The sequence below is a fragment of the Leptospira neocaledonica genome (assembly GCF_002812205.1).
GTDB classification, from domain to species: domain Bacteria; phylum Spirochaetota; class Leptospiria; order Leptospirales; family Leptospiraceae; genus Leptospira_B; species Leptospira_B neocaledonica.
Genome location: NZ_NPEA01000005.1, coordinates 46,844 through 70,902, shown reverse-complemented (window position 1 = coordinate 70,902; position 24,059 = coordinate 46,844). Strand labels below are relative to the sequence as shown.

22 protein-coding genes are annotated in these 24,059 nt (G+C 40.5%); 9 read left to right on the top strand and 13 right to left on the bottom strand.

Annotated elements, in window-relative coordinates; translation table 11 throughout:
• Positions 1 to 155: 155 nt before the first annotated feature.
• Both CH365_RS09510 and CH365_RS09505 read left to right on the top strand, forming a co-directional pair.
• Complete coding sequence (locus tag CH365_RS09510; RefSeq protein ID WP_100768352.1) at positions 156 to 1,586, top strand: pectin acetylesterase-family hydrolase; 1,431 nt, start codon at positions 156 to 158, stop codon at positions 1,584 to 1,586.
• Between the two features lie 66 nt (positions 1,587 to 1,652).
• The gene (locus CH365_RS09505) at positions 1,653 to 3,170 is read left to right on the top strand and encodes a pectin acetylesterase-family hydrolase (RefSeq protein ID WP_100768351.1); all 1,518 of its coding nucleotides are present in this window, start codon (positions 1,653 to 1,655) and stop codon (positions 3,168 to 3,170) included.
• 4 nt (positions 3,171 to 3,174) lie between these two features.
• On the opposite strand, the gene CH365_RS09500 is transcribed toward CH365_RS09505, so the two are convergent.
• On the bottom strand, positions 3,175 to 3,726 hold the full coding sequence (locus tag CH365_RS09500) for an O-acetyl-ADP-ribose deacetylase (RefSeq protein ID WP_244283098.1): 552 nt from the start codon (positions 3,724 to 3,726) through the stop codon (positions 3,175 to 3,177).
• A gap of 573 nt (positions 3,727 to 4,299) precedes the next feature.
• On the opposite strand from CH365_RS09500, the gene tmpT reads away from it, so the two are divergent.
• Positions 4,300 to 4,929 carry a thiopurine S-methyltransferase gene (gene tmpT / locus CH365_RS09495; RefSeq protein WP_100768349.1) on the top strand — a complete coding sequence of 210 codons (630 nt, stop codon included), beginning with the start codon at positions 4,300 to 4,302 and terminating at the stop codon, positions 4,927 to 4,929.
• A 56-nt stretch (positions 4,930 to 4,985) separates the two neighbouring features.
• Here tmpT and CH365_RS09490 read toward each other — a convergent pair whose 3' ends face one another.
• Positions 4,986 to 5,381, bottom strand: coding sequence for a DUF4345 domain-containing protein (locus CH365_RS09490; protein WP_100768348.1), 396 nt, complete (start codon positions 5,379 to 5,381; stop codon positions 4,986 to 4,988).
• Positions 5,382 to 5,418: 37 nt separating this feature from the next.
• On the bottom strand, positions 5,419 to 6,918 hold the full coding sequence (locus CH365_RS09485) for a hypothetical protein (protein ID WP_100768347.1): 1,500 nt from the start codon (positions 6,916 to 6,918) through the stop codon (positions 5,419 to 5,421).
• A 330-nt stretch (positions 6,919 to 7,248) separates the two neighbouring features.
• Here CH365_RS09485 and CH365_RS09480 point away from each other — a divergent pair, with 330 nt between their 5' ends.
• A complete protein-coding gene (locus CH365_RS09480) occupies positions 7,249 to 8,961 on the top strand; it encodes a methyl-accepting chemotaxis protein (RefSeq protein WP_100768346.1) in 1,713 nt (570 codons plus the stop codon).
• Here the strand turns inward: CH365_RS09480 and CH365_RS09475 are convergent.
• Both CH365_RS09475 and CH365_RS09470 read right to left on the bottom strand, forming a co-directional pair.
• Positions 8,958 to 9,692 carry a hypothetical protein gene (locus CH365_RS09475; protein ID WP_100768345.1) on the bottom strand — a complete coding sequence of 245 codons (735 nt, stop codon included), beginning with the start codon at positions 9,690 to 9,692 and terminating at the stop codon, positions 8,958 to 8,960. The genes CH365_RS09480 and CH365_RS09475 overlap by 4 nt on opposite strands.
• A gap of 66 nt (positions 9,693 to 9,758) precedes the next feature.
• Positions 9,759 to 10,793, bottom strand: a complete 1,035-nt coding sequence (locus tag CH365_RS09470) for a zinc-binding dehydrogenase (RefSeq protein WP_100768344.1) — start codon at positions 10,791 to 10,793, stop codon at positions 9,759 to 9,761.
• Between the two features lie 195 nt (positions 10,794 to 10,988).
• On the opposite strand from CH365_RS09470, the gene CH365_RS09465 reads away from it, so the two are divergent.
• From CH365_RS09465 to CH365_RS09455, 3 genes are all read left to right on the top strand, one after another.
• Positions 10,989 to 11,567: a PaaI family thioesterase gene (locus CH365_RS09465; RefSeq protein WP_100768343.1), complete on the top strand. Its 579-nt coding sequence runs from the start codon at positions 10,989 to 10,991 to the stop codon at positions 11,565 to 11,567.
• Between the two features lie 76 nt (positions 11,568 to 11,643).
• On the top strand, positions 11,644 to 12,075 hold the full coding sequence (locus tag CH365_RS09460) for an MAPEG family protein (protein ID WP_100768342.1): 432 nt from the start codon (positions 11,644 to 11,646) through the stop codon (positions 12,073 to 12,075).
• A gap of 154 nt (positions 12,076 to 12,229) precedes the next feature.
• Complete coding sequence (locus CH365_RS09455) at positions 12,230 to 12,847, top strand: glutathione S-transferase family protein (RefSeq protein WP_100768341.1); 618 nt, start codon at positions 12,230 to 12,232, stop codon at positions 12,845 to 12,847.
• Positions 12,848 to 12,891: 44 nt separating this feature from the next.
• Here CH365_RS09455 and CH365_RS09450 read toward each other — a convergent pair whose 3' ends face one another.
• From CH365_RS09450 to CH365_RS09415, 8 genes are all read right to left on the bottom strand, one after another.
• Entirely contained in the window at positions 12,892 to 13,275 is a 384-nt protein-coding gene (locus CH365_RS09450; protein ID WP_100768656.1) for a hypothetical protein, read from the bottom strand.
• An 83-nt stretch (positions 13,276 to 13,358) separates the two neighbouring features.
• Entirely contained in the window at positions 13,359 to 15,260 is a 1,902-nt protein-coding gene (locus CH365_RS09445) for a sensor histidine kinase (RefSeq protein WP_100768340.1), read from the bottom strand.
• 71 nt (positions 15,261 to 15,331) lie between these two features.
• Positions 15,332 to 17,443, bottom strand: coding sequence for an ATP-binding protein (locus CH365_RS09440; RefSeq protein ID WP_100768339.1), 2,112 nt, complete (start codon positions 17,441 to 17,443; stop codon positions 15,332 to 15,334).
• 149 nt (positions 17,444 to 17,592) lie between these two features.
• Positions 17,593 to 18,321 (bottom strand): histidine phosphatase family protein, encoded by a 729-nt coding sequence (locus tag CH365_RS09435; protein ID WP_100768338.1) that lies wholly within the window; start codon positions 18,319 to 18,321, stop codon positions 17,593 to 17,595.
• Between the two features lie 2 nt (positions 18,322 to 18,323).
• Positions 18,324 to 18,719 carry a DUF6285 domain-containing protein gene (locus CH365_RS09430; RefSeq protein WP_100768337.1) on the bottom strand — a complete coding sequence of 132 codons (396 nt, stop codon included), beginning with the start codon at positions 18,717 to 18,719 and terminating at the stop codon, positions 18,324 to 18,326.
• A 10-nt stretch (positions 18,720 to 18,729) separates the two neighbouring features.
• The gene (locus CH365_RS09425) at positions 18,730 to 19,773 is read right to left on the bottom strand and encodes a phosphotransferase family protein (protein WP_100768655.1); all 1,044 of its coding nucleotides are present in this window, start codon (positions 19,771 to 19,773) and stop codon (positions 18,730 to 18,732) included.
• 2 nt (positions 19,774 to 19,775) lie between these two features.
• Positions 19,776 to 20,951, bottom strand: coding sequence for an acyl-CoA dehydrogenase family protein (locus CH365_RS09420; RefSeq protein ID WP_100768336.1), 1,176 nt, complete (start codon positions 20,949 to 20,951; stop codon positions 19,776 to 19,778).
• 21 nt (positions 20,952 to 20,972) lie between these two features.
• Positions 20,973 to 22,193 (bottom strand): SMP-30/gluconolactonase/LRE family protein, encoded by a 1,221-nt coding sequence (locus CH365_RS09415; protein ID WP_100768335.1) that lies wholly within the window; start codon positions 22,191 to 22,193, stop codon positions 20,973 to 20,975.
• 31 nt (positions 22,194 to 22,224) lie between these two features.
• Between CH365_RS09415 and CH365_RS09410 the strand changes: the two genes are divergently transcribed.
• On the top strand, positions 22,225 to 22,857 hold the full coding sequence (locus tag CH365_RS09410; RefSeq protein WP_100768654.1) for a Crp/Fnr family transcriptional regulator: 633 nt from the start codon (positions 22,225 to 22,227) through the stop codon (positions 22,855 to 22,857).
• A 3-nt stretch (positions 22,858 to 22,860) separates the two neighbouring features.
• Entirely contained in the window at positions 22,861 to 24,057 is a 1,197-nt protein-coding gene (locus CH365_RS09405; protein ID WP_100768334.1) for an acyltransferase family protein, read from the top strand.
• Positions 24,058 to 24,059 lie beyond the last annotated feature (2 nt).

Genomic DNA, 24,059 nt, shown 5'->3' with positions numbered 1-24,059 from the left:
ATCGGACCGATTCCAGTTTCTGGGTTCGCTCCTAGTACTCAAATCTTTCTTTTTCTTCGACAATGAAAAGAACTTGAATGTTTGGGGATATGCGTCAGTCTAAATGGGAAATATATAAACATTTCGACTGTTTTGTTAGAACGGGGATAATACGAATGCAGGCTAAGAACCTATCTCTTCTTTTTTTGATTCCAATACTTTTTTTCGGATGTAAAAAAGACGAACCGGACAATACGAAAGCTCTCACAGGAGCAGTCTTAGGCGAAGTTCTTTACAATCCTTACGAAAGGATCACCCCACCCGATGCCGATACCATCCTAATCCCGAACACAAATGCCAGCTACCAAACAGGATCCGGTAGGTCGTATTCCCCGAAATGTTTCGGAAATTCCGGAAACACTAAATTTTATTTCTTCCGAAAAACGACCTCGGCTAATAATAAAAAATTGCTGATCAACTTTATGGGAGGAGGAGCTTGTTGGAGTAATTATAACTGCTTCGGAAAAAATACCACGACATTCTTCAATTTCTTAAATGATGTACCGGATCTTTTCATCAAGGTGGCTTTCCAAGGAATTTTGGATGCGGGAAATTCCTCCAATCCATTAAAAGATTATGATGTTCTTTTTATTCCGTATTGTACTGGAGATCTTCATATAGGCTCGAATGATGTGGCCTATGACGATCCTTATGTGTCCTCGGATCCTTCCGTCTATAGCCATAGAGGACATGATAATGTTCTTTCAGTTTTGAAATACGTCCAAACAAACTATACTCAGGTTACGGATGTTGTGGTTGCAGGACAAAGCGCCGGGGGATATGGAGCAATATTAAATTATCCTCATATTCGCCAAGTATTCTCCGAAAGTGCAAGATTTCCAAACATTAACAAAATGAGTTTGGTGGCGGACGCTTCCAACGGTGCGGTAATCGACGGATTTTTCTCGGATATATTAGGCACCCAATGGGGAAGCTCTCCGAATATTCCAGACTGGGTAGTAGGTTCCGATTATCTGAATGGAACTCCGTCTATCAAAGATTATCTGAGTAAAATCACCGCCGCATATCCAGACGATGTGGTTGGACAGTACACTGCTGCATTCGATTCTACCCAAAGATGGTTCTTTAATGTGATGGGGATTATAAAATCAAACAATCCTTCTTATTCGGATTCCAGTTCTTATTTCGGGCCGGGAGATGCTCGAGATGTAGCGGATCTTCCGAAGAATGGTCTTAATACTCCTTCCAATTGTAACTGGGCGATCAACGCAAATAATTCCATGATCGGTACAACAGGTCCTAACTATTATTATTATAGAGCTCCAGGAGATATTCATACAATCACTACAAGCGATACAATGTATGGACTTGTTAGTAACGGAGTGAACTTTAATACCTGGCTAAAATCCATCGTATCGAATGTAGGAACTCCAACAAAGGTGAATTGTTCTGACGGGACGAGCGATCATCCTTGCACGGATAAAAATTTCGGGTCAAATTCATTGAACGATAGCCTAGGAAGAGCCACTTCCCAGGACTCATTCGACGCTGATAAAGATCTGTATGAGACCTGCTTCGGTCCTTGACATTCTACAAACTAGGGATAAAGTATTGTCGATATCGCCCGTCTGACGGGGCGGTATTAGGCTTTTATGACAATCCGACTGTTAACGATCTTCCTAATATTTTCTCAAATATACTGCACCAAAGATAAAGACGATAGTCAGGAACTTCTTACTACCACACTCATTGTAGATTTGGTCACAAGCCCATTTACCAGGATCACTCCGGAGCCTGGGACATTCACCACCCAGGTGGATCACGGAGGCACACCTTACACATATACTGCAATATTTGATCCGAAATGTAGCGGTACGGAAGGAAATGTGAACTTCTATTTTTTCAGAAAGACAGTGGCTGCGAATAATAAAAAACTTCTGATCAATTTTATGGGAGGAGGAGCTTGTTGGGATAATGCAAACTGTTTTGGAAGTAATACAGTCACTTATTTTAACCAGTTGAATACGGTGCCGGATTTTGCATTAGATCTTTTATTCAAAGGAGTTATAGACCAGACTGTAGCCGAGAATCCATTCAAAGATTATGATATTATATTTGTACCATATTGTTCGGGAGATCTACACGTAGGAAGTAAGGACAAAACGTATGCGAGCGGAACGATCAAACACCACGGTTATGATAATGTAATTTCCGTTCTTAAATTTGTCCAAAATTCTTACTCTCAACTGGACAGAGTTTTTGTGACTGGCCAAAGTGCGGGCGGATACGGAGCTATATTAAATTATCCGATTATTCGAGAAACTGTAACCACAATAGATTCAGGTGCAAAAGTAAGAATGTTATCCGACGCTTCCAATGCGGTGGTACCGACTGGAACTTATACAATTGGCCCTGCCTTTTTCCCATTGCTCGAAAGTTCTTGGGGAGTAGAAACAAATGGGATCGGAAGCGGGACTAGTTTTTCTAATTCCAATCTTCCTATTTGGGTAAATGGGATCACCGCAAATTATACGACTACCGGTTCTCCTTCTATTAACGACTTTTTCAAAAAGGTCGCCGCTGAATATCCATTGGATGTGCTAGGACAATACACGGCATTATTCGATGGAAACCAAAGATTTTTTTACCATGTGATGGGGCAGATCAATAAGATTAATAATTCTTCTATTGCCTATTCAACTGCAACCACTCCGGATCCGTACCAAGCGGGAAAATCATATTCTATCATTTATGGAGATAGCGACGGAAGTTCAGTGCCCGACGGAAATTCTTCCAGTTCTAAAGATTATACAACTTGTGATTGGTCCCAGCAGGCAGTTTCTAAAATGAAGGATGCAAGTTCCATGACCAATTATAGATACTATATAGGTCCGGGAGATATTCATACTATCACCACATATAATGACATGTATTCTTTAAAAAGTGGTGGAGTCAAATTTTCCACTTGGTTAAACACTTTAGCAAATGGAGCAAGTCCTCCAGCAAACGTCCAATGTAATGATTCTTCCGGATCCTGTGTGAATACGAATCTATTCGATAGCACGATTAATGAAAATTTTGGAAAGGCAACCTCCGACGAATCCTACTCCACAAGTCCAAAGCAAGACATGTATACTACCTGCGGAGGAGCAGCAGGCATAGGCCTGTAAAATATTAGAGGGAAGAAATCCCTTCTTTAAAATTAACCCCGGATTGATTTAGAATTTCCTCATATAGATCTTTAGTTTCCTGATCAAAACAAACAAAGATCAACTTTCTGGGAAATTGGTCCTTATGATCCAAGATAGTTCTGATCGCTATTGGAGCTGCCAATTCTTTTGGATACGCATAGATCCCTGTGCTAATACTTGGAAGAGCAATCGACTCGAATGCACGGTCCGAAGACAATTTCAGAATATTCCTATAACAAGCTTCTAATAAAGAAGCCTCCTGATAATCTCCGCCTTTCCAAACTGGGCCCACCGCATGGATCACATACTTGGCAGGGAGTTGCCCTCCAGAAGTAAGAACACATTGACCAGTAGGAAGGCCGTTCGGATATTTTTTGATCTTCAATATCCTACATTCTTCCATGATCTTCGGTCCACCCACTCTATGAATGGCTCCATCCACTCCGCCTCCTCCCGATAGGGAAGAATTGGCAGCATTTACTACCACATCGGCCTGAATGGATGTAATATCACCTTTCCAAACAAAAATTTCCATCGCAATTTAAATGACCCAAAAATAGATCCCTTGCAAGGAAAATTCCATTTTATTTTTATAATTCGTTTAATAATGAGAAGGACCTATAGCCATTGTTTGGCGGAAAAAAGAATAAAATCCAAGGGAAGTTTAGAATAAAATAATGGTTATTTTATAAAAGGAGAAGGGAAGAAGTTGTTATGGAAAGAGAAATGAATGTGAGTACGGGCGGCATGAGATATTAGAAGTTGTTATAGATAGTTTTGATTTGTTTGAATGTTACGGCGGTTTTGCGAAAGTTCGGAGATGCATTTGGATTTGAGTGCATGGGCGAAAGTTCGGAGAGGCGGCAGCATCCACGCGCATGGGCGCAAACTCGCACATCCACCCAAATTGTCAGGCTTATGCGTTAATTCGCCCATCCGCCCGCGCCGCGCAGTAACTCTATCTCACTTGACAACCACTGCATCCGCCCACCGGCAATCGTTTCACCAATCCAACTCTCTCTTCTAAAGTGTTGCCAAACGTTTCAAAACTAATACAGTGAGTTGGAGCTCCTACAAATTTACAGAGTTCGGATTAGAGGGATCGGTTATGGAAAAAGACTTTTGGTTAAGTAAATGGAAAGATAATAATATAGCCTTCCACGAACGAGAAACAAACCCTCTCCTACTCGAATATTTCAAAGAACTTTCTTTGGCAAAAGATAGCCGCATCTTTATTCCATTATGTGGAAAAACTTTGGACATAGCTTGGCTTCTTTCTAATGGATATAAAATCGCCGGTGCAGAACTTGCAGAGCTGGCAATCCAACAATTATTTCAAGAATTAGGAGTTGAGCCTAAAATTTCTCCTATTGGAAAACTCAATCGATATAGTGCAGAAAGTATAGATATTTTTGTGGGAGATATATTCGATTTATCTAAAGATATTCTAGGTCCTGTGGATGGGGTTTATGATAGAGCAGCCTTAGTCGCACTTCCCCAAGAAACTAGACTTCTCTATTCGGCACATTTAGTTCGGATCACGAATAATGCGCCGCAACTTCTAATCACATACGAATATGATCAAACAAAACTCGCCGGCCCTCCTTTCTCTATCTCAAAGGAAGAAGTAAATTTACATTATAAAAATACTTTTACCATAGATAATCTTATGAGTAAAGATATGGCTGATGGACTTAAGGGTCACACGGCTAAAGAGAATGTTTGGAAATTACATTAGGGCAAGAAGATCAAGCTCGCATGAAGATACACGCGAGCATTTAAGAAAGTTTAGTTTTATTGGATTTCCTTTCGTTTAGATTGAGCAATCACAAGAATAATAGGAAGTAATATCTCCGGGGTTAGATAGCCTATCCAAAGTTCGGGAGGTTCAGGCAATCCAACAATTGAAATGGAATACACCCTTCCGAGCGCTGCTATAAAAATTCCCAAAGCGATCAAATAGACCAAGTTTCTTTGGATACGAATAGTATAAGCGGCCCAAAAACAAATCAATCCCATAGATAAATAGATCCCCGCCATGAACCTATGTATATTATCCAACCTAGCGCTGACTGTAGGTTCTCCTAAATACATCTGTAAACTTCCGCCAAAAATTGCAATGGCGGAGGCTAAAAACAGACAGACTTGGACGACACGAGTACCGATCGACATGGCTTGATTTGTTTGCATGATTCTCCCTTTCGGATCGAGGTCCGACCCGAAAGTGTTAAATCCCTTTCAACAATAGGTCAATCGTTTTAGAAAGTACCGCTCTTATATCATCCTTGGCGTCTTCATCCGGAAGGACCTTATGATTCCAAATTTTCAACCCGAATCTGATGAAAAAATTATCTAAAAACTCCGTTTCGATATGAGTCTTCATCGTGGTTCTGGCAGAATCTCTGTCCCATCTCAATACGATGCTGGTCCCTTTTCCGTTATTCGCCTTTACTAAAGTTTCAGTGAACTCATAAATAATGGACTGAAGATTTCCCGGAATGAATATATTGATGGCCCAAGAAGGAGCAAAATATCCGAAAGCACCACTTACATCGAATTCTTCTATCTTAGTAATTTTTAAGTTCAAAATCCCGGAAGTTGCGGTATTAGAGAATCTACCAAGCAATTGAACGTCGTTGTTCTCGAGAACCAAACCGTAAAGGTTTGCTTCTAAACTTGCTTTTACTACGAAAGGAAATTCAGAAAGAGAACTAAGTGTGAACGCTTCCTGAGGATAAAAATTCCCTTTTGTATCGTAAGGGATCACCTTGCCGTTCAGAGTAAAAAACTTAAAACGGATTTCTCTAGTTTTGGATTCGATCGCAAATTCCGCCAGGGATCTTCCGGAAACATTCGTAATTCTTAATTTAATAAAACCCAAATATTTAATATCGTCCAGATAATCGCCTAGATCCGGATAATCTCTCATCAGGGTTTGTTCTATATTTCCTTCAAACGTGAAAGCGGTCACTCCTGGAAGTTTGCCGTCTTGTTGGACCTTCAACAAAGAATCCAAACCGAAATAATAACCCATGAACTTTGCAAGTGCGGGGAACGATTCCGTAAAATCGTTGATTGCCTTTCTTGCATCCGGGTCCTTAATTTTTTTGAAAGAAGTAGTCTCAGGTGCATTGATAGATTTCAGATTATTTGCATCTAAAAAATGTAATCCTGAATCCATCGCACTCAATCCATGTTTATGAGTGAATGGTCCAAGATGAGTGAGAACGTCCAAATTCCCGGAGTAGGAATTCCCACCATAAGTAGGATTCGGATTATGTTTTAATGCAAACTCAGCAGTAAAATCCCCGAAACTAGGAATAGGAACATCCTTCATTCGTATAGTTTCTAGACTTACCTTATATCCATCGTTCGCAAATCTTCCACGATAGGTAACATAATGTTGTCCATTTTCATCCTTGTTCATGTATTCAGAATTAAACAGATTTTTTAATTCGAATCTTTCCAAGGAACGATCTAAATATTTATGAAAACCTTCCGCTCTTCCGTCGTATTTGTTCTTGATGATTGCGGTTTTCAAAAATTGGAAGAACTGTCTGGAGATATTTCTTCCATCCGGACCGATAGAGTCAGGTATTTGTTTTAAGGAAAACGCTGCGGATAAGGATAGTACGGATCCGCTGATCGCAAATATAAGGATCAGTGAATGGAGTAGTAGTTTCCCGGATTTTTTTTCTCTTTCTATTCTTTGTCTCAAAAGGCTCATTACCGCCTCTCCCTTTTTATAACGTTTGTATTATATAAAGCCAGGGGCTCGATCTCCGACATTAGCCATTAATCAGATACTGTCAAGTCTATAGCAATCGCTACAACGATTCAAGTCCGGGTAAATCAGATAACTAACAGTTGTTTCACAACAGTAAATTCTATTTCGTATACTCAAATCGATTTTGTCTAGAGAAAGAAAAAGGGACTATCCCCTAGGAAATAAATTCTTCCGTCTGAAATTCAGTCTTCTCATTTAATTGTAAGAAGCGTTCTAATTTGCTCGATTAATGTTCTATTCTGTGATATACTCCCCGCCCGGAGTGTTTTCATGAAATGGTATTTACGACTAAGCTTAAAATCTAAACTTGCGATCCTGTTCTCTTCTGTATTAATTCCTTTTTTAATTATTCTGGCTCTTTCTCTCATTAATTCAGCTTCTAGGATCAACGATATAGAAACCATCCGTAACGATAGATTAATTCCATTAAAACAATTAAAAACGATCTCGGATCATTATGCGATTTCCATCGTGGATTGTGTCCACAAAGTGAGAAGCGGAGCATTCACTTACGAAGAAGGGATCGAAAACCTAGACCGGGCCATGAAGGAGATCAAGTCGGAATGGAATTCGTATCTTGCGACCCATTTGGTAGACGAAGAAACTGTTCTTATTGATAAACTAAAACCTCTCTTTGAAGATGCGGACAAAAGTGTAGAAGAAGCAAGAGCCTTGATGGTTGCAAAAGATAAAGACGGATTAGGAAATTTTGCCGACCATACGATGTATTCCAAAATTGATCCTGTAGCGGGAAATATAGAAAAGTTAATCTCGGTCCAGCTTCTTATCTCCGAAAGAATCTACCAAAGAGCGGAAACTGAGTACACATTTAGCCTTACGATTTTTCTCTCACTTTCCGCACTTACTCTCGCTTATATTCTTTATGCTTCCATAAATTTCTCTATTCGACTCGTAAAAGGTCTGAATCGGGTCAGAGTTTCTATTCGGGATGCAGATTTTAGTAGCCCTATAGAAGTGGAAGAAGACAGTTTAAATCTAGACGAACTTTACCTTCTATCCTTAGTGTTTCGGAATTTTCAGAGTAAAGTAAAGGAGATGCTTTCTTCTATCCTTACTTTTTCGGAATCCATCTTGGTCGCTGCGGAACAACTTTCTAAATCCAGTGAATATCTTTCTGAAAATGCACAAAGCGAATCAGCTTCTGTGGAAGAGATCTCTGCTTCCGTAGAAGAGATCTCCGCAGGTATGGAACAAGTTACTACGAATGCAGAAGGTCAGTACAAACTTATTCTTTCTTTTTCCGGAGAAATGAAAGAGTTAGACACATTAATCACTAAGGTTGGAGATTCGGTTTCCGACTCTTTAGGAAAAATTTCGGATATGTATACTAAAACGGAAGCAGGCAAAAAGACGATGGGTAGCCTTTCCGAAAGTATGATAAAAATTGAATCTAGTTCTGGCGAAATGAGATCAATCACGGCGATCATCCAAGAGATTTCCGAAAAAGTAAACCTTCTCGCATTAAACGCAGCCATAGAGGCGGCAAGAGCAGGAGAACACGGAAAAGGATTCGCGGTAGTCGCAACAGAGATCACAAGATTAGCGGAACAAACGGACCAAAGCACCAAAACGATCGAAAGCCTGATCCGCACTAGCAACCAGGAAATTGAATCAGGCAAAAACTTTGTGGATAGTTGTGTGAAAGTTTATGCAGAACTTCTGGAAGGTCTCTCGTTTATAAAATTTTCTTCGGACAATATAGTATCCACAATGAAAGTCCAACAGGAGAAGAAGGCAACGATCATCACGGCTGTAAACGAAGTGGACTCTAAATCGGAAGAGATCCGAACCTCAGTCAAAGAACAAAAGGTGGCGATTTCGGAGACTGCAAACGCTGTTTCGAATATCTCCGTTACTGTTCAGAATAGTGCTGCGAACTCGGAAGAGATCGCAGGTAGTGCAACGGGACTTTTGAATATCGCAAAAAGTTTAAGAGATACTATGAGCTTCTTAAAAGCTTAAACGTTCTCCGCACCTTCGGCAGGCTTCTTCTCTGTGCGAACCAAATAATAAGTCGGATATTGTAAAAAAATATCCGAGGTAAGCATAAAGAAGAAGATCACGATCAACAAAACTTGTCCAAAAACGGAAACCATCATTTCTTCCGAATTGGAAATAAGAGAAATCAAAAGATCCGGAACAAACATGATCACGAACGGTGTCCAAGCAGCTACGATATAGTCGGAACGTTTGATACTGTTGGGTAATTCCTTCAATCCTTGGATCAAACTAAGTCTGGCAAAAAGTACAGGCAGGACCAAATGTAGAATCAACCCTAATACAAATGCAAATATCAGATAAAATCGAACGAATTCAGAAGGCAGCGGAGTGCTCGGGTCAGTGCTTTGCTTTTTTAAGAATTCTTGTAATTGTGTTCCTAAAAAAGGTTCTATAAATCGAGCTACGATCAAAAAGAAAAGGATCAAGAACAAAGCTAATGTAAGTAAGAATATAAAGTATTTGGAAAATTCCACAGGCTTTTCCGGGTCCATTCCGGATCGAATCACAAATCCGTTCACTACGTACGTTCCAAGTAAGCCCAGGATAATCAAGACTCCACCCAACGCAACCGCACCCCCGGCTTGCATTGCAGGAATTGCACTAAAAACTAATAAAAATAAAACGGATCTAACGAGTACTATGAATCGGATCTGTCCTCTGGAAAGTACGTATTGTAAATATTCTTTGAACATCAGCTATCTATCTGTTAGGATTTAAGAAGCGGATACGATAGCAAGCAAAGTTCGTCTTTGGAATCATTAAGGAGAGATCACAAATCGGATCGGATTTCCTTTTCTGTCCTCCAGATCTTGAAGACTTTCGTTGATATCCTCTAATTTTCTCACGTCAGTAATCGATCTACTAAGATTCAATTTTCCCTGCACATAAAGATCTATCAATTCAGGAATGGCCCTTCTGTCCGAACCATAAGAACCCGCAACCGTGATCTGTTTTTCAATAATGGAGAATGGGATGGAAAACTTTAAAGGATCTCTTCCTATCCCTACAAGCACCATTCTTCCTCCAGGATTCATGGCGCGAAGAGACTCTTCGATATTTGTCATTCTTCCGGAAAAATCCGCGAGAAGGTCCACCCCTCCTTTGGAAATTTCCTTTAAGGTTTTACCCGGATTTTTTACTTCTCTCAAATTTACGATTTCGTCTGCGCCATAAGCGGCGGCGTTTTCAAGAGCTCCCCTGTCCACATCCAAAGCGATCACTTTACCTTTGGTTAATGCTCTCGCGATCACCACTCCATGAATACCGAGTCCGCCACATCCAAAGACTGCGACAGTGTCCCCGTCTTGTATTTTACCTCGGAACTTGATCGCATTATAAGGTGTGGAAACTGCGTCAGCTAAGATTGCACCTTGCTCGAAAGGAACAGAATCAGGTAAAGGGTATAGATAACGCTCTTCTACTATATTATATTCCGCGAAACTACCTTCTCTATCGAAACCGAATACCCCGATCTCTTTGCAAAGATTTTCTCTTCCTGCGAGACAATGAGAACATATACCGCAGCTTGTTCCCGCAGCGATGACTACTCGATCTCCTTTTTTGATACGAGTGACATTTTCTCCCACTTCTTCCACTAATCCGGACGCTTCATGTCCGGGAATCTGAGGATAATGTTTACACTTTAAGGTTCCATGTAATACTAAATGTAGATCCGAACCGCAAATGCCACAAGCTTTGATCCTTACCTTCACTTGGCCTGGACCGATATCCGGGATAGGAACCTCTTTGATGATCAAATTTCTTTTTCCGGATTCTAATACTGCGGCCTTCATCGTGTTCTCCTCGACGTAAGTGAGATTATAAATGGGCAAGAATCGGTCAAGGGATTTGAAGAAGAATTTAGGCCTTCTTATTTATCCGTTCGGGAGCAAAACAAATACGCTGTTCGTTATAGTCCGATCTCGAATTTCGTCCTTGTTCGGGTGCTTTAAGATTTTTCCATGGTAGATAAAAGATAATACATACAGATGACTGCGGAAGACATTTATAAACATATCAAAGCCAGCCAGAATGGACAAGATTGGCATCATAAGAATTGTTTCGGTTGCGGACCGGAAAATAAAAGAGGCTTACATGCCAGCTTTCCTTTTCATGAACCAAGCGGAGAAGTCCGTTTCGATTGGACTATAGAAAAAGATTTTGAAGGCGCTCCAGGTTATGCTCATGGAGGAGCCCTTGCCACTCTATTGGATGAGGCACAAGGAGTTTTATGTTTTCATTTAGGTCATTTTGTGATGACCGATCAGTTGTATATGCGTTATTATAAGGCCTGTCCCTTGGGAGAAGAAATAGAAGTCCGTTGTTGGGTCACTATGGTCAGACGCAGAAGATTGTACACGAAAGGAACGGTACACCTAAAAAAGACAGGCGAACTTCTACTTTCCTCAAAAGCTCGCTGGTACGATATGCCTGACCGAGTCTTTTCCAGAATGTTTCAAGGCACCGCATTTCCTGTGGATACAATTCTGAAAGTTTTAGAAGAGAACCAAAAACGAGGAAAAGAAATCAGGAAACGACTCAAAAAAGAGAAACTGAAATCCGAGTAAGATTATTTTTTGCTCGCATTAATCTGATTCAAGTACGATCCTATGCTCCGTCAATCTTTGCACTCAGGAGTGTAGAATGGAATCTTCTTGGCAGGTCTTTGCGATCGTTTCAGTACTTCTGTTCTTAAAATTACTTTCCACTTCCATCGTTCAGGGTTTGGTCCGGATCAAAACCAAAACATTTCGTTGGAAAGAAGACGCTGAATTTTTCACCAATTCATTTCCGGCAACGGATGATCATACGATAGTCGCCACTGCAAACGGAGTTTTCCGGAACGATTTGGAGAACATTCCGATTTTCTTATTCTTACTGATCGGATACATCCATACTTATAGTTGGCATGAGGGAACTATTATATATTCAGGAATATTTATAGTTTCCCGCATTCTGCATGCGATTTTTTATTTTCTTCATAAACAACCTTGGAGAAATATCGCATACGATCTGGGAATTTTGAGCAAACTCCTTCTGTCCGGACATATCATACATTCCGTATTTTTCGCATAATCACCGGAGTTCTTTGCAAAAATAAAAAGGATTTGTTCCAAAAGTATTCCACTGAGAGTCTAAAAACCATAGTCGACAATGCGGCTCTCAGAAGCCTAACGACTATAATCCAAGTCATATCCGGATTTTTCCGGCCGAATCAAAGGAGAATCATTTGATCGAATTATATACCGCAGGGACGCCTAACGGGAAAAAAGCTTCTATTATGCTGGAAGAATTAGGAATCCCTTATACAGTACATCCAATCGACTTTAGCAAATTAGAACAAAAAGAAGAATGGTATCTAAAAATCAATCCGAACGGCAGAATCCCTGCTATCGTAGACAAGGATAACGGCGACTTTCCTGTTTTCGAATCGGGAGCCATTCTGATCTATCTCGCAGAAAAATATGGAAAATTTTTGTCTAAAGATCCAAAAGAAAGATCAATCGCGATCCAATGGCTCATGTTCCAAATGGGTGGAGTCGGTCCTATGCAAGGCCAGGCAAACCATTTCGTGAAATTTGCTCCTGAAAAAATTCCATACGCAATGAATCGATATGTGGATGAAACAAAACGTTTATATTCCGTTTTAGAAAGACGTTTGAAAGAATCGGAATACCTTGCAGGTAATGAATTGAGTATTGCAGACATCGCTACCTGGCCTTGGGTAAAAGGAAGAACTTATATCGATCTATCCTTGGACGATTATCCAAAACTCAAAGCTTGGGAAGAAAAACTGGGAGCAAGGCCAGCATTCATCAAAGGAAGTGAAGTCCCCAAAAAATCTTAAAGTAGTAAAAGCCGCATCTCCATAGAGAGCGGCTTTTTTAATATTCAAGCGTGTTTGTCTACAGAAGCACCGATCGCAGCAGATACGAATAAGATCTGCACGTAACGAAGACCTATCTGTAAGAAATAATCACTCAGACTCATTCCGCTTAAAGGAAGAAGGATCACAAAATCCAAAATCCAGTTCTCGACGAGCCAAATTGCACCTATAGATAGGAAAGTTTTAAACGCTGGCCTTGGAACTCTTTTAGAAAGAAGAAATAGCAGATAAGAACCTGTTGCAGTTCCGACGAGAAGCATCACGGTCTTGAAGGTAAACATATCCACCAGAAGTTTTCTTTCCGGGGAGAAGAAGCCCATCGCGACTACGAAAGGAACCAACCAAACCAAAAAACCGAAACTAAATACTCGAACCAAAATATTTTTCATTCCGGAACCTATATATGTTTTCTTTCGGGAGTAAATCAATCTTTGAGCGGATAGAAATAAAAAGTTTCGGATTAGGAATCCGTCTAAATTAGAACTTTTTCGGCCAAAGGTAGATGAACCCTGAATGTGGTCCTTCCCGGAACGGAATCGAAATCTATTTTTCCTTGGTGCCTTTCCACAATTTTTTTGCAGATATCCAATCCTAAACCGCTTCCTTCTCCCTTCTCTTTTGTTGTAAAAAACGGCTCGAAAATCCTATCCTGGATTTCTTTCGGGATCCCGGGACCATCGTCCGTGACGGAAACGATCAGAAAATCCTCTTCGATATAAGATTTCAAATCTAATCTGCCCTGATAGGAAATAGCCTGGAATGCATTATTGATCAGATTTGCCCAAACCTGGGTCAATTGATCCGCTTGTCCTTTTACGAGCGAATTCTCCGCGAAATTTCTACGGATCTCCACACCTTGTTTTACCTTATTATAATATAGAGTTAATACCAGATCCATCTGTTCTCGAATATCGATCAGACTGATTCCTGTGTGATCCTGGTATACATAGGTTTTTAAGGCACGTATCACTCTGGCGGCCTTAGAAGCGGCCTCTCTGACAACATTACTATATCTTAAAATTCCGGAGAGATTATATGCATTTGCGACTAATATAGGAAATTTTTCTTTGTGAATATTTTGGACTAGATCCGGAATATCTTCTACTCTTATTCCTAATTCGGCAAGGTTCTCTGACAAAAAATCGGAAGAAGGAAATCCAAGATTTTGTAATGTTTCTCGGATGATTTTTCTGTTTTTTCTTTCTTCGGAAGAATCATAGAAGTCCGGGAAAATACTTCCTTTTGTGAAAATTTTCTTCCAGGACTCTCTTTCATGGGTGTCCAATTCGGCAAATTCGCAAAGCAATCTCTCCCAATTTTGGCGAAACACACTTTGGATTCCTTCATTGGAAGAAATGATCGCGCCTAGAGGAGTATTCACCTCGTGAGCGATCCCTGCGATCAATTGTCCAAGCACCGCCATCTTTTCGGATTGGACTAGTTGTGCCTGAGTTGATTTCAACTCCTCTAATGCTAAAAGCAAATCTCTATTCGTATTTTCTAAATAAGTATTTGTTGCCTTTAACTCTTCCGTTCTAAGAACTACTTTTTGTTCCAAATCTTCGTTCAGTTTTCGGATTTCTTCTTCGGATTTTTTTCTTTCCGAAATATCCCTTACAATGGCTTGTAATAAGGCTTTTCCGTTCAGAGTAACGGAAGTTAAAGTCACCTCTGCATCAAAATTGGTTCTATCTTTTCTACAATGCAACCAATCAAAAGTTTGGGGTTTACCCATTAAAGCAGATTGAATTTTCTGAAACGCTTTTTGAGAAGAAGGAAGACCATCCGGTTGTGTCTCAGGAGAAAAATCTACAGGAGAAGCTCCAATAATATCTTCTCTCTTACAACCGAACATCTCCTCCGTTTTTGGATTACATTCCAAGAAGACCCGATCGTCCATGAGAAAGATCGCTTCTCCCGCAGATTCGAATAGTGTCTTAAATTTGACTTCGTGTTCTTCTAATGCTTCTTGAGTGGCGCGAATATCAGAAAGTGTTACGGCCAATTTCTCTTCTGTCTTTTTTCTCTCCGTCAGATCTTCGAAGATCAAAGAAACACCGAAAACACCCGAGTCATCAAAAAGTGGATTCACTCTGATTCGGACCTGTAACTGTATTTCACTGATCGTAGTATTATAAGGTCCTTCGTAATCGGAAGCTTCTCCTTGAAAACCTTTGCCGATCAATGCAGAGACAGTTGCATCTTTTAGATTGGAATAAGAAAGTCCAATGATCTTATCTTTGCCTGCTCTTAAGAAACGCAAAGAAGAATCGTTTGCTTCTATAATTTTACCCTGCCTATCAAAGATCATGAGTCCGATAGGAGATTGTTCGAATAGGTCTCGATATACGTTTTCGCTCTTCGGTCCGTTCATAAAGCGATCTGGAAAAAATTTCGAAAGCTCGCACAACTCTGTACGGCCGATTTTTCATATCAACCTAATAATTATGGCGCAGCAGGGAGAGTAACGTAGAATGTTGTACCTTCCTCCGAACTAACAAATCGGATGGCTCCCCCGTGTTCTTCTGCCACATTTTTGCAAATATCTAGACCAAGTCCGGTCCCTTCTCCAGGAGATTTAGTAGTGAAGAAAGGATCGAAAATCCTGTCTTTAATCTCTGCGGGGACTCCGCTTCCGGTATCCTGGACGGAAATTTCCCAAAAATCATCCTTTCGTTCCGCATCTACGAAGATCCTGCCGGAATAATTCATAGCATGTAATGCATTTGTGATCAAATTAGTCCAGATCAAATACAACCTTTCCGGATCTCCTAATACCCTTGCGGATTCAGGTATATTGATATCCACAAGCACCTTGTTTTTCATTTTAGAATAATATAATGTGATAATGTTCTCAATCTGTTCCTTAGGAGAAACTGACTCTAAGTGAGGCTTCCAATCCCCTTCTCCAGACGCATAACTTTTTAATGCTTGGATCACTCTAGAGGCTTTGATAGAAGCATCCAAGATCAGTTGACTGGACCTTGAAATGCTGGAAAGAGCAGATGCATTGCTTACAATCATCCATCCCCTTTCCCCTTTTGGTATCTTCTCCGCAAGTTCTGAGATCTGATCGGGAGATATTCCGAGATCGGTCAAGGCATCCGCCATCACTAAAGAATTTTCTATTCCTAAATCTTTCAGAATGACTTCGGATCTTTTCCTTTTAGATCTTTCTTCCTTGGAATCGAAGTCTGAATTGACTGCACCTCCTTTTTTGAATAGGATTCCCCAAAATTCTCTTTCTTCCCTATTAAAACTGGAATAATCTTTTAAAAGTTTTTCCCAAGGTTCGCTTAAGATAGAACGGATACCTTCGGTGGAAGAACGGATTGCACCTAACGGAGTATTTAACTCATGGGCGATTCCTGCCATCAATCTTCCTAAGACCGCCATCTTTTCGGAACGAACAAGATTCTCTTGGGTTTTTTTGAGTTCATCCATAGCAGTTCTAAGTTTATCATTTGCAGTCACTAAATATGTATTAGTGGATCTTAATTCTTCTGTTCTCTCGGCTACCGTGACCTCTAATTCCTTATTTGCGTTTCGGATCACAAGCTCTGCGGTTGCCAAATCCGCCACGAGCAAACTTTGTCGAAGGCTTGCAATCACCACCATGACTCCGGCAGAAAACCAAATCACTAATCGAATAATTTCAGGCAAACCGGGAAGTGTTAAGGAAAGAACAATCGCTGCAGAACAAACAATCACTTCTAATAAAGGAAGAATTCTTAGGAGTCCACTTTCTGTTGCAGATTCTCTTTCAATTTCTCCCGTAGAACTTGGAGCCCATGTCAAAGTTCCATATCCTAAAAGTAAGAGACTTGCGGAAAATCCTGCATTCGTTAATGTTCCATCTTTCGGAACAACAAGAAGAAAAATAGAATTCCATTGTAACCAACTAATCCCCATCCCAGCGAGCCCGATTATCAAACATAAAAAAGAAAAATCTGCCTTTAAACGTAAGGAAGGTTTCATCAAGATACCGATGCATGCTGCGGAAAGTGTGAATACCGGATAGACGGATAAGGTCAATAACTGGAACCAAGGCCTATCTTCTTTTTTAGAAAGATATAATACTAGGGTGACTGCAAGGACTGCGATCGCAAGTCCTAAGGCGTCCATTACAGCCACCTTCATTCTATTAGGCGGAACTCTATCTTTTAAGAATCGAGCAAACCCTAGGGCAAAAAATGGTCCTAACCAGGGATAGAATAGATCGCTAGGCGCCGGAAAACTATAAAACTTGGAGATAGCTTGGATATCCCAAACCACCTGGCCCAAAAAATAAGATAAAAGTCCCAAAAAAAACCAGAACCTAAATCTTTTAGTTTCTCCTTCCGAAGATTTATAACCGAACCAAGCAGTGATCGTAGCGATCGCGATAGACGAAGTCCAATGTATATTATCGTAAATCCGTAATAATTCCGTTTCATCCGTGAAATATATGAGAACAAATAGTATTAGAACGAATACAGATCCTAAAGTTATGGATAGAAATCCAAGATTTCTATCCTTTGAGGAACGAATTTCTAGTGTGGAAACCAAGGAACTCATGCGGATCAGCGGGGCAGAATCCTACACCTTAGAAGATCGAAGTCCACACTTTTTTATTTCCAAAAGTCACCGAGCTTATGTTATCACCGCTGTTGGACTTCTTACAAGCAAGTTACAACTAGGCTCTCGGTATTAGAACAAGCTTCTATTCAATACAATGTTCTAGAACTTTTATCCGGGATATGAGGAAGGAAATTCAAACTCACAGGAATGTATCTACCTCTCACCCAACGGAATATACTTACAGAACTATTCCAGATCCAAGGCATCCAAGTAAAAACGTCTTCATCCTGTCTGAGCATTTTTTTTAAAGTTAAAGAAATAGGAGTGCCTGAAGTGAAAATAAAACGTCTTTCCGCATCGCTTGGTTGGAAATACGTATCACAGGCCAAATCCACTCTAGACTGAAAGTTTGCAAAAGTTTCAATTCCCTCCGGAGTAAAATCACCCTTTCTCCAAACGGATAAAATCTCCTCTGTGAGTTTAAAAAATAAGGCAGCGGATCGAACTCCACCTTTCAACCTAACTTTAGAAAATTGTAATAGGGATCTTTGGAATTCGGGCCTAGTCCCCGAAAGATGTTCTGCATATTTTTTCCATAATTCGGAAGGAAACTCATTCCAATTTGGATCGAAAGAATGGAAATCGGATCCGGTTTCTAGTTCGGAACGAACAGAATAGATCCCTTTCATAAAAAATTCGGCGGTTTCCATATGCCTTCTCATTGTCCCGGAGACGATCTTATCCGGAAAATCCCCATTAGAAGCCATATATTTACCGAGGGCAAAGGCTTGTTCTTTCCCTCTTTCGGTCAATAGATCGTAATCTTCTCCGGTAGAGTTCGCCTGTCCGTGGCGAATCAGATATATTACGGACATATTTAGGATTCCGTGGTGAATCTTGGATTTACGATCTCAACTTTTTCGATTACGGATTCTTTTATATGTTTCCAGTATTCCGTATCTTCCAAAGACTTTTTTTCCTTTCGGATAATATCCCTTAGTTCTTCATTCCAAGAAGAAGTTAAATTTTTCTTTTCATTCCAGGTCTTAGGGAACTCGGATTTTTTACCTAATAAAGACGACAGTCTGGTGAGTTCCTTATCTAGGGATTCTTCTCCCGAACGGATCTCTCTGGAGATCACTCCAAGCATATTCCAACTTACTAATGTTTTATATGCGAGAAGGTCCTTATCCCTAAACTCGGGCAGGACTTCCTTCATTAGAAAATCCTGGATTGCTTCCAATAATTCCGTGGCGCTTGGTTTATCTTGCATAATGATTTCCTTATTTTATAGACTCTTCAATGAGTCTCATGGCCTCGTATTCCATTTCACAAGCCCTTCTTCCTATAGACGCAAGCTCTATTCCTTTATCTTTTCCGGAAAGATGGCGCTCCGCTTGGCCGATACAACCGATTGCCCAACGAAGATTCCCCATCACTTCCCAGTATCTGATCTTGGTAGGATCTAGTTTTACGCCTGCTGCCTTCTCATAAATTTCGTAAAATTCGGAACGATCTGCAAAGCCGCCTGCTTCTTTATTCAGTTTTCCGAATCTCCAATCTCTCATACATAACCAAGTCAGATCTTCGTGTCGATCTCCCCAATGTGCAAATTCCCAATCTACAATTCCTTGCAGACCTTCCGAATTCACCATGAAGTTCCCTGTTCTAAAATCTCCGTGGATCAGAACGACCGCATCACTTTCTGGAGCTTTTTTCTCTAACCAATTTAATATGATTTCCATAGCCGGATAAGCACCATCCATGGATTCCAATTGAGAACGTAAAGCTTGGACAGAACCTTGGGCTACTGTTTTGCCGCTCACATATTGTCCAAGATTCAAAACCTCTTTTAGTTTTTCGTCCTTACATTTTTCAGGAGTTACTGAATGGATTCTCGCAAGATTTTCTGCAAGCTCTTGGGTGATCTGCTTACGGACCTTATTTAAACTTGGATCTTTTACTACGAACCTTCCCGTAGCCTTACCCTGGATCCTTTTCATAAAATAGAATGGATTGCCTGTGACGGATTGATCGGACTCCAACCAAAACGGTTCAGGAGTTTTGACACCTGCTTCAAATGCCATTCTACAAACCTTGAATTCATCTATCCTAGACAAGGAAGCAAGTAAAGCAGCCCCCTTGTCTGTTCGATAAACTGTTTGGTATTGGCCCGATTCAGGCCCACCATTCACCTTGATGTCTGCGGAAAAATTTTCTTGGCAGGCTCCTCCCGAAAGAGAAACCATATTAGCGATTTCTACTGTTCCTTGAAGCCTTTTTCCTAAATATGATTCCAGCCTTTCCTTCAATTCGGAATCTTTCACGATCAAAAGTTCTCCTTTCCGGATATTAGATTCCTACCGATCACCATCTTATGGGTTTCGGTAGGACCGTCAGCGATCCTCGCGGCTCTCGCATCTCTATAAAATAATTCTAATTTAAGATAACGACTAAAACCGTGAGATCCGCAAATTTGTATAGCCCTGTCTATACATTTGTTCAATGTCTCACTCACTTGCCATTTTGCCAAAGACACGGCTTGCCTTGCGTCCCCTTTTTTGCGAAGAATGTCTGCTGCCTTTAATGTAAGTAAAAAACCTGATTCTATTTCCAAAGCGGATTCTGCGAACATCCATTGAATCCCTTGGTGATCGGATAATTTTCCACCAAACAATTCTCTTTTGATCGCGTATTCTCTTGCGATCTCCATGGATCTTCTGGCAAGACCGATCCATCTCATACAATGTGTGAGCCTTGCAGGTCCCAATCTTTCTTGGGAAAGTCTAAAACCTTCTCCAATTTTTCCTAATACTTGGGACTCATGCACTTTTACATTTTCAAATTTTAACTCACAATGTCCTCCCGGACCATGTGAACCTAAAACTCCTATTTCCTGTACCATCGTGTATCCGGGAGAATCAGTCGGCACTAGAAACATTGAAGTGCGTCGAAAACTATCGTTTACCTTGGACATCACGATCAGGAAAGAAGCTCCATTCGCTCCGGTGCAGTACCATTTATGACCGTTCAGAATGTAATGATCTCCATCCTTCTCCGCGTTAGTCGAAAGAGTGGTAGGATCGGAGCCCGCACCCGGTGGAGGTTCGGTCATTGCGAATCCGGAGCGGATCTTTCCTTCCACTAGGGGATGATAGAACTTCTTCTTTTGTTCTGCGTTAGCAGCTAAGTGAAGAAGGTGCATATTTCCCTCGTCTGGAGCGTCGCAATTACAAAGATAAGGAGCAACAGGAGAACGTCCTAATTCACTAAATACAAGTGCGGTGCCAACCAGATCTAGGCCCAAACCCCCTTCCGATTTAGGAAGATGAGCGGTCCATAATCCCCTTTTTTTAGCTTCTTCTCTTAATTTTTGAACGATAGGTTCGGGCATTCTACCATGATCATAATCGTAATGATCTTCGGCGGGAATGGCAACTTCTTCTACGAATGCCTTGGCTTTCGCCCTGATTTCTTCGACTTCCTTTGGTATGGATAAATCCATGATATATTCAATTTTCCTTATTTATTCTTTTATTAATTCAGGAGGCAGTTTGAATTTGCCGATCCTGTCGTTATGAAGACTTCCCAAATAGATATACTCCCCTTTTCTTTTTACAGAGGTGATCTCTTTTAAGTGTTTTCCTTTCGGTTCCTGGAAACTTGCTTCTACCACTCCGTTCTCGTCCAGAATGACTGCAAATCCGTACGGTTGAGGCTTAGGCCAAAGGAATTTAGGGAGTTTTGCCACAAGAGATTTTGTCCACGGCCGAGGATGTAAAATTTTATCCACCATATTATTACGAACGGTGAATAACGCTAGATAGAAGTGACCTTTTCTATCCGATGAAATATTGTCCGGAAAACCAGGAAGGTTCTCTGCCCAAATCTCGCTTGTTCCGGCTTTAGGCCCTTTGATCCAATATCTATGGATCCTATATTTATAAGTTTCGTTTAATACTAGAAAATCCTCGTTTTTAGAAAGAGCCACTCCATTCGGGAAGAAAAGATCCTTCATTAAGGTTGTGGTCTTTTTAGTATGAGGATCGTATTTTAACAAACGACCATGAGGAACAGACTCCATTAGATCATACAGATATTCTGCGGAACCGTATTTATCGCTCGCATCCGAAAAATAAATCGTTCCGTCTTTAGCAACATCCAAATCGTCAGTGAATTTAAAAGGAACACCTTCCGATTCTGTACTCAACACTTCTACTTTTCCATCTTTGCCGATCTTTAATAAACCTTTGATTGCATCCGCGACTATAATGGAACCGTCTCCTAATAATTTCATTCCAAGAGGTCGTCCTCCTGTGAATGCGTGCGCCTTTATTTCTCCGTCTTTGGAGATAAGATACACTTTACCGTCTTCACTCGCGGAGTAGATATTACCTTCGTCGTCCGGTTCTATATCTTCGGGACCGTGTATCTTTCCGAGTGCGATTAGTTCTGCGGATTCCAAAGCTTTGTTTTCTTGGAAGCCACCAATCAAACCGGTATCGATAGGAGGTTGGTAGGCGATGGGTTGGATAGGAGAAGGTTTGAGTGCAAAACCTATTATGAAAATGATAATAAACGCTGCAGAGAGCAGGAGGATTTTTTTCGTGTTCACGATTCCCTCCTTAGGGAAAACGAATGAGACGCTACTTACGAAGGTCGGGCAGTCAACGTAAAATTCTGAGGTTCCCGCCTTCTTACCAGAATAATTGATTGCGGCTCCCAACCAATCGCCGATATCGTACATGAGGACTAAAACTTTTCCAGTCCGTTTTGGCATGAAGATCTCTGAAGATATGGTAAATAAACACGGCCTCCGCTTTAAGGAATCCGCCGTTATTTTCGATGAGAACGAACCTGCCGATCAAATGTATCTAATCCTTTCCGGAAAAGTAGGGATTCATAAAAAAGTAAAAGAAGCATTCAAACTTCTTATAGAACTGAAAGAAGGGGATATGTTCGGTGAGATGGCACTGGTGGATCGCAAACCAAGAAGTGCAAGAGCCATCGCAAAAACCGACGTATTATTATTCGCAATCACCGAGAGCGTGTTCTATAACCTAATTCAGACCAACCCTTCTTTCTCATTAAAAATGGTAAAAATGCTTTCTTCCAGATTGAGAGAGACCAACCAAACCATAGCTAGCCTTTTAAAAGGAGATAGAAAGAATATTGTAACTTCTGCATTGATCACTTTCGCGCAAACGAGGGGAGAACAAGAAGACGGACAATACAAGGTGCATTTAACCGCATTTATGAAATGGGCCATTTTAAGAGTCGGATTGGAACATACGGATCTAGTATCCGCGATCAATCTTTTGGTAAAAGACAAGTTGATCGAACAACCTAAAAACGATCCCAGCCATATAATGATACGGGAAACGTTTTTTAAATATACATTGGACCAGTGATTCTTGGCTGAACAAAGCTCTCCAGCCAAACAAAGCAGGCTGGATTATTTAGACAATCTCAGATCCTTTGCGCTATTATTAGGACTAGCATTTCATGTGGCGATCGTATATGCCGCAATCATCATATATCCATTAAGAAATAATGATAGGTCTATTGCATTCGATGTATTCGGAGAATGGGTGCATCTTTTTAGAATGCCTATGTTTTTTGTACTCTCCGGATATTTTACGGAAAGGATCTATCTTTCCAAAACATTAAAGGAATTTTTAAAGTTAAGAGCCCTACGGATCATTCTTCCGTTGATTCCAGGAATCATATTGTTCGCGCCAATGCAGTATTATGTAAACGCATTGCAAGAAGGTTACCAAGGAAATTATTTCCGGTTTTTATGGGAAGAATTCCTGCTTAAGAATCCGGCGCCTTCTCACCTTTGGTTCATATTATATTTAGCATTATACACATTTTTATATTTAGGAATACGTCCTGTAATTCATAGAATCGGGACTTTTATACTTCCTACTTCCAGATACGGAGAAGAAGAACCAGAAAAAAGACCGAGCGTAAAATGGGAAACATTACTGATCGCGGGAATTTGGTGCACGATCTGGACCTGCGCGATTAATTACTTTTTCCTAAAGGATGAAAAATACCTGAATATTGAGCCGGTGCAGTTTATATATGATTTCAGTTTTTTCTTATTCGGTAGTTTTTTGATCGGAAGAGAAAGTACAATCTTAAAAGGAAAAACGAATCAATTCGAGATACTTTTACTTGGATTTTTATCCTTTGCATTTTTTGGATTATTCTACTGGGTCAGCACGATAGATCCATATTGGTCTTATTTCGGATATACCGGATTTGGAATGAGAATACTTCATATTTTTCTAAAATGTTTAGGCGGTTGGATCTGGATCGCATTCTTTATTCGACTTTTTCAGTTATTCTTTAACAAAACAGGAAAGCTCAATTCATATTTAAGAGAATCCAGTTTGCCCGTATATCTCATCCACCATCCAATTTCTCTTGGAATCGGTTTTTTAGTGGTGAGCACTGGTCTTTCCATCTGGATCAAGTTTTCTATTCATATATTTGCAGTATACGCTGTCACTTTTCTAGTATACCATTTTATCATCAGAGATTCGGACTTCTGGTTAACTGTACTTGGAAATAAGGGAATCAGTTTTAAGCGGAATAAGTAAGG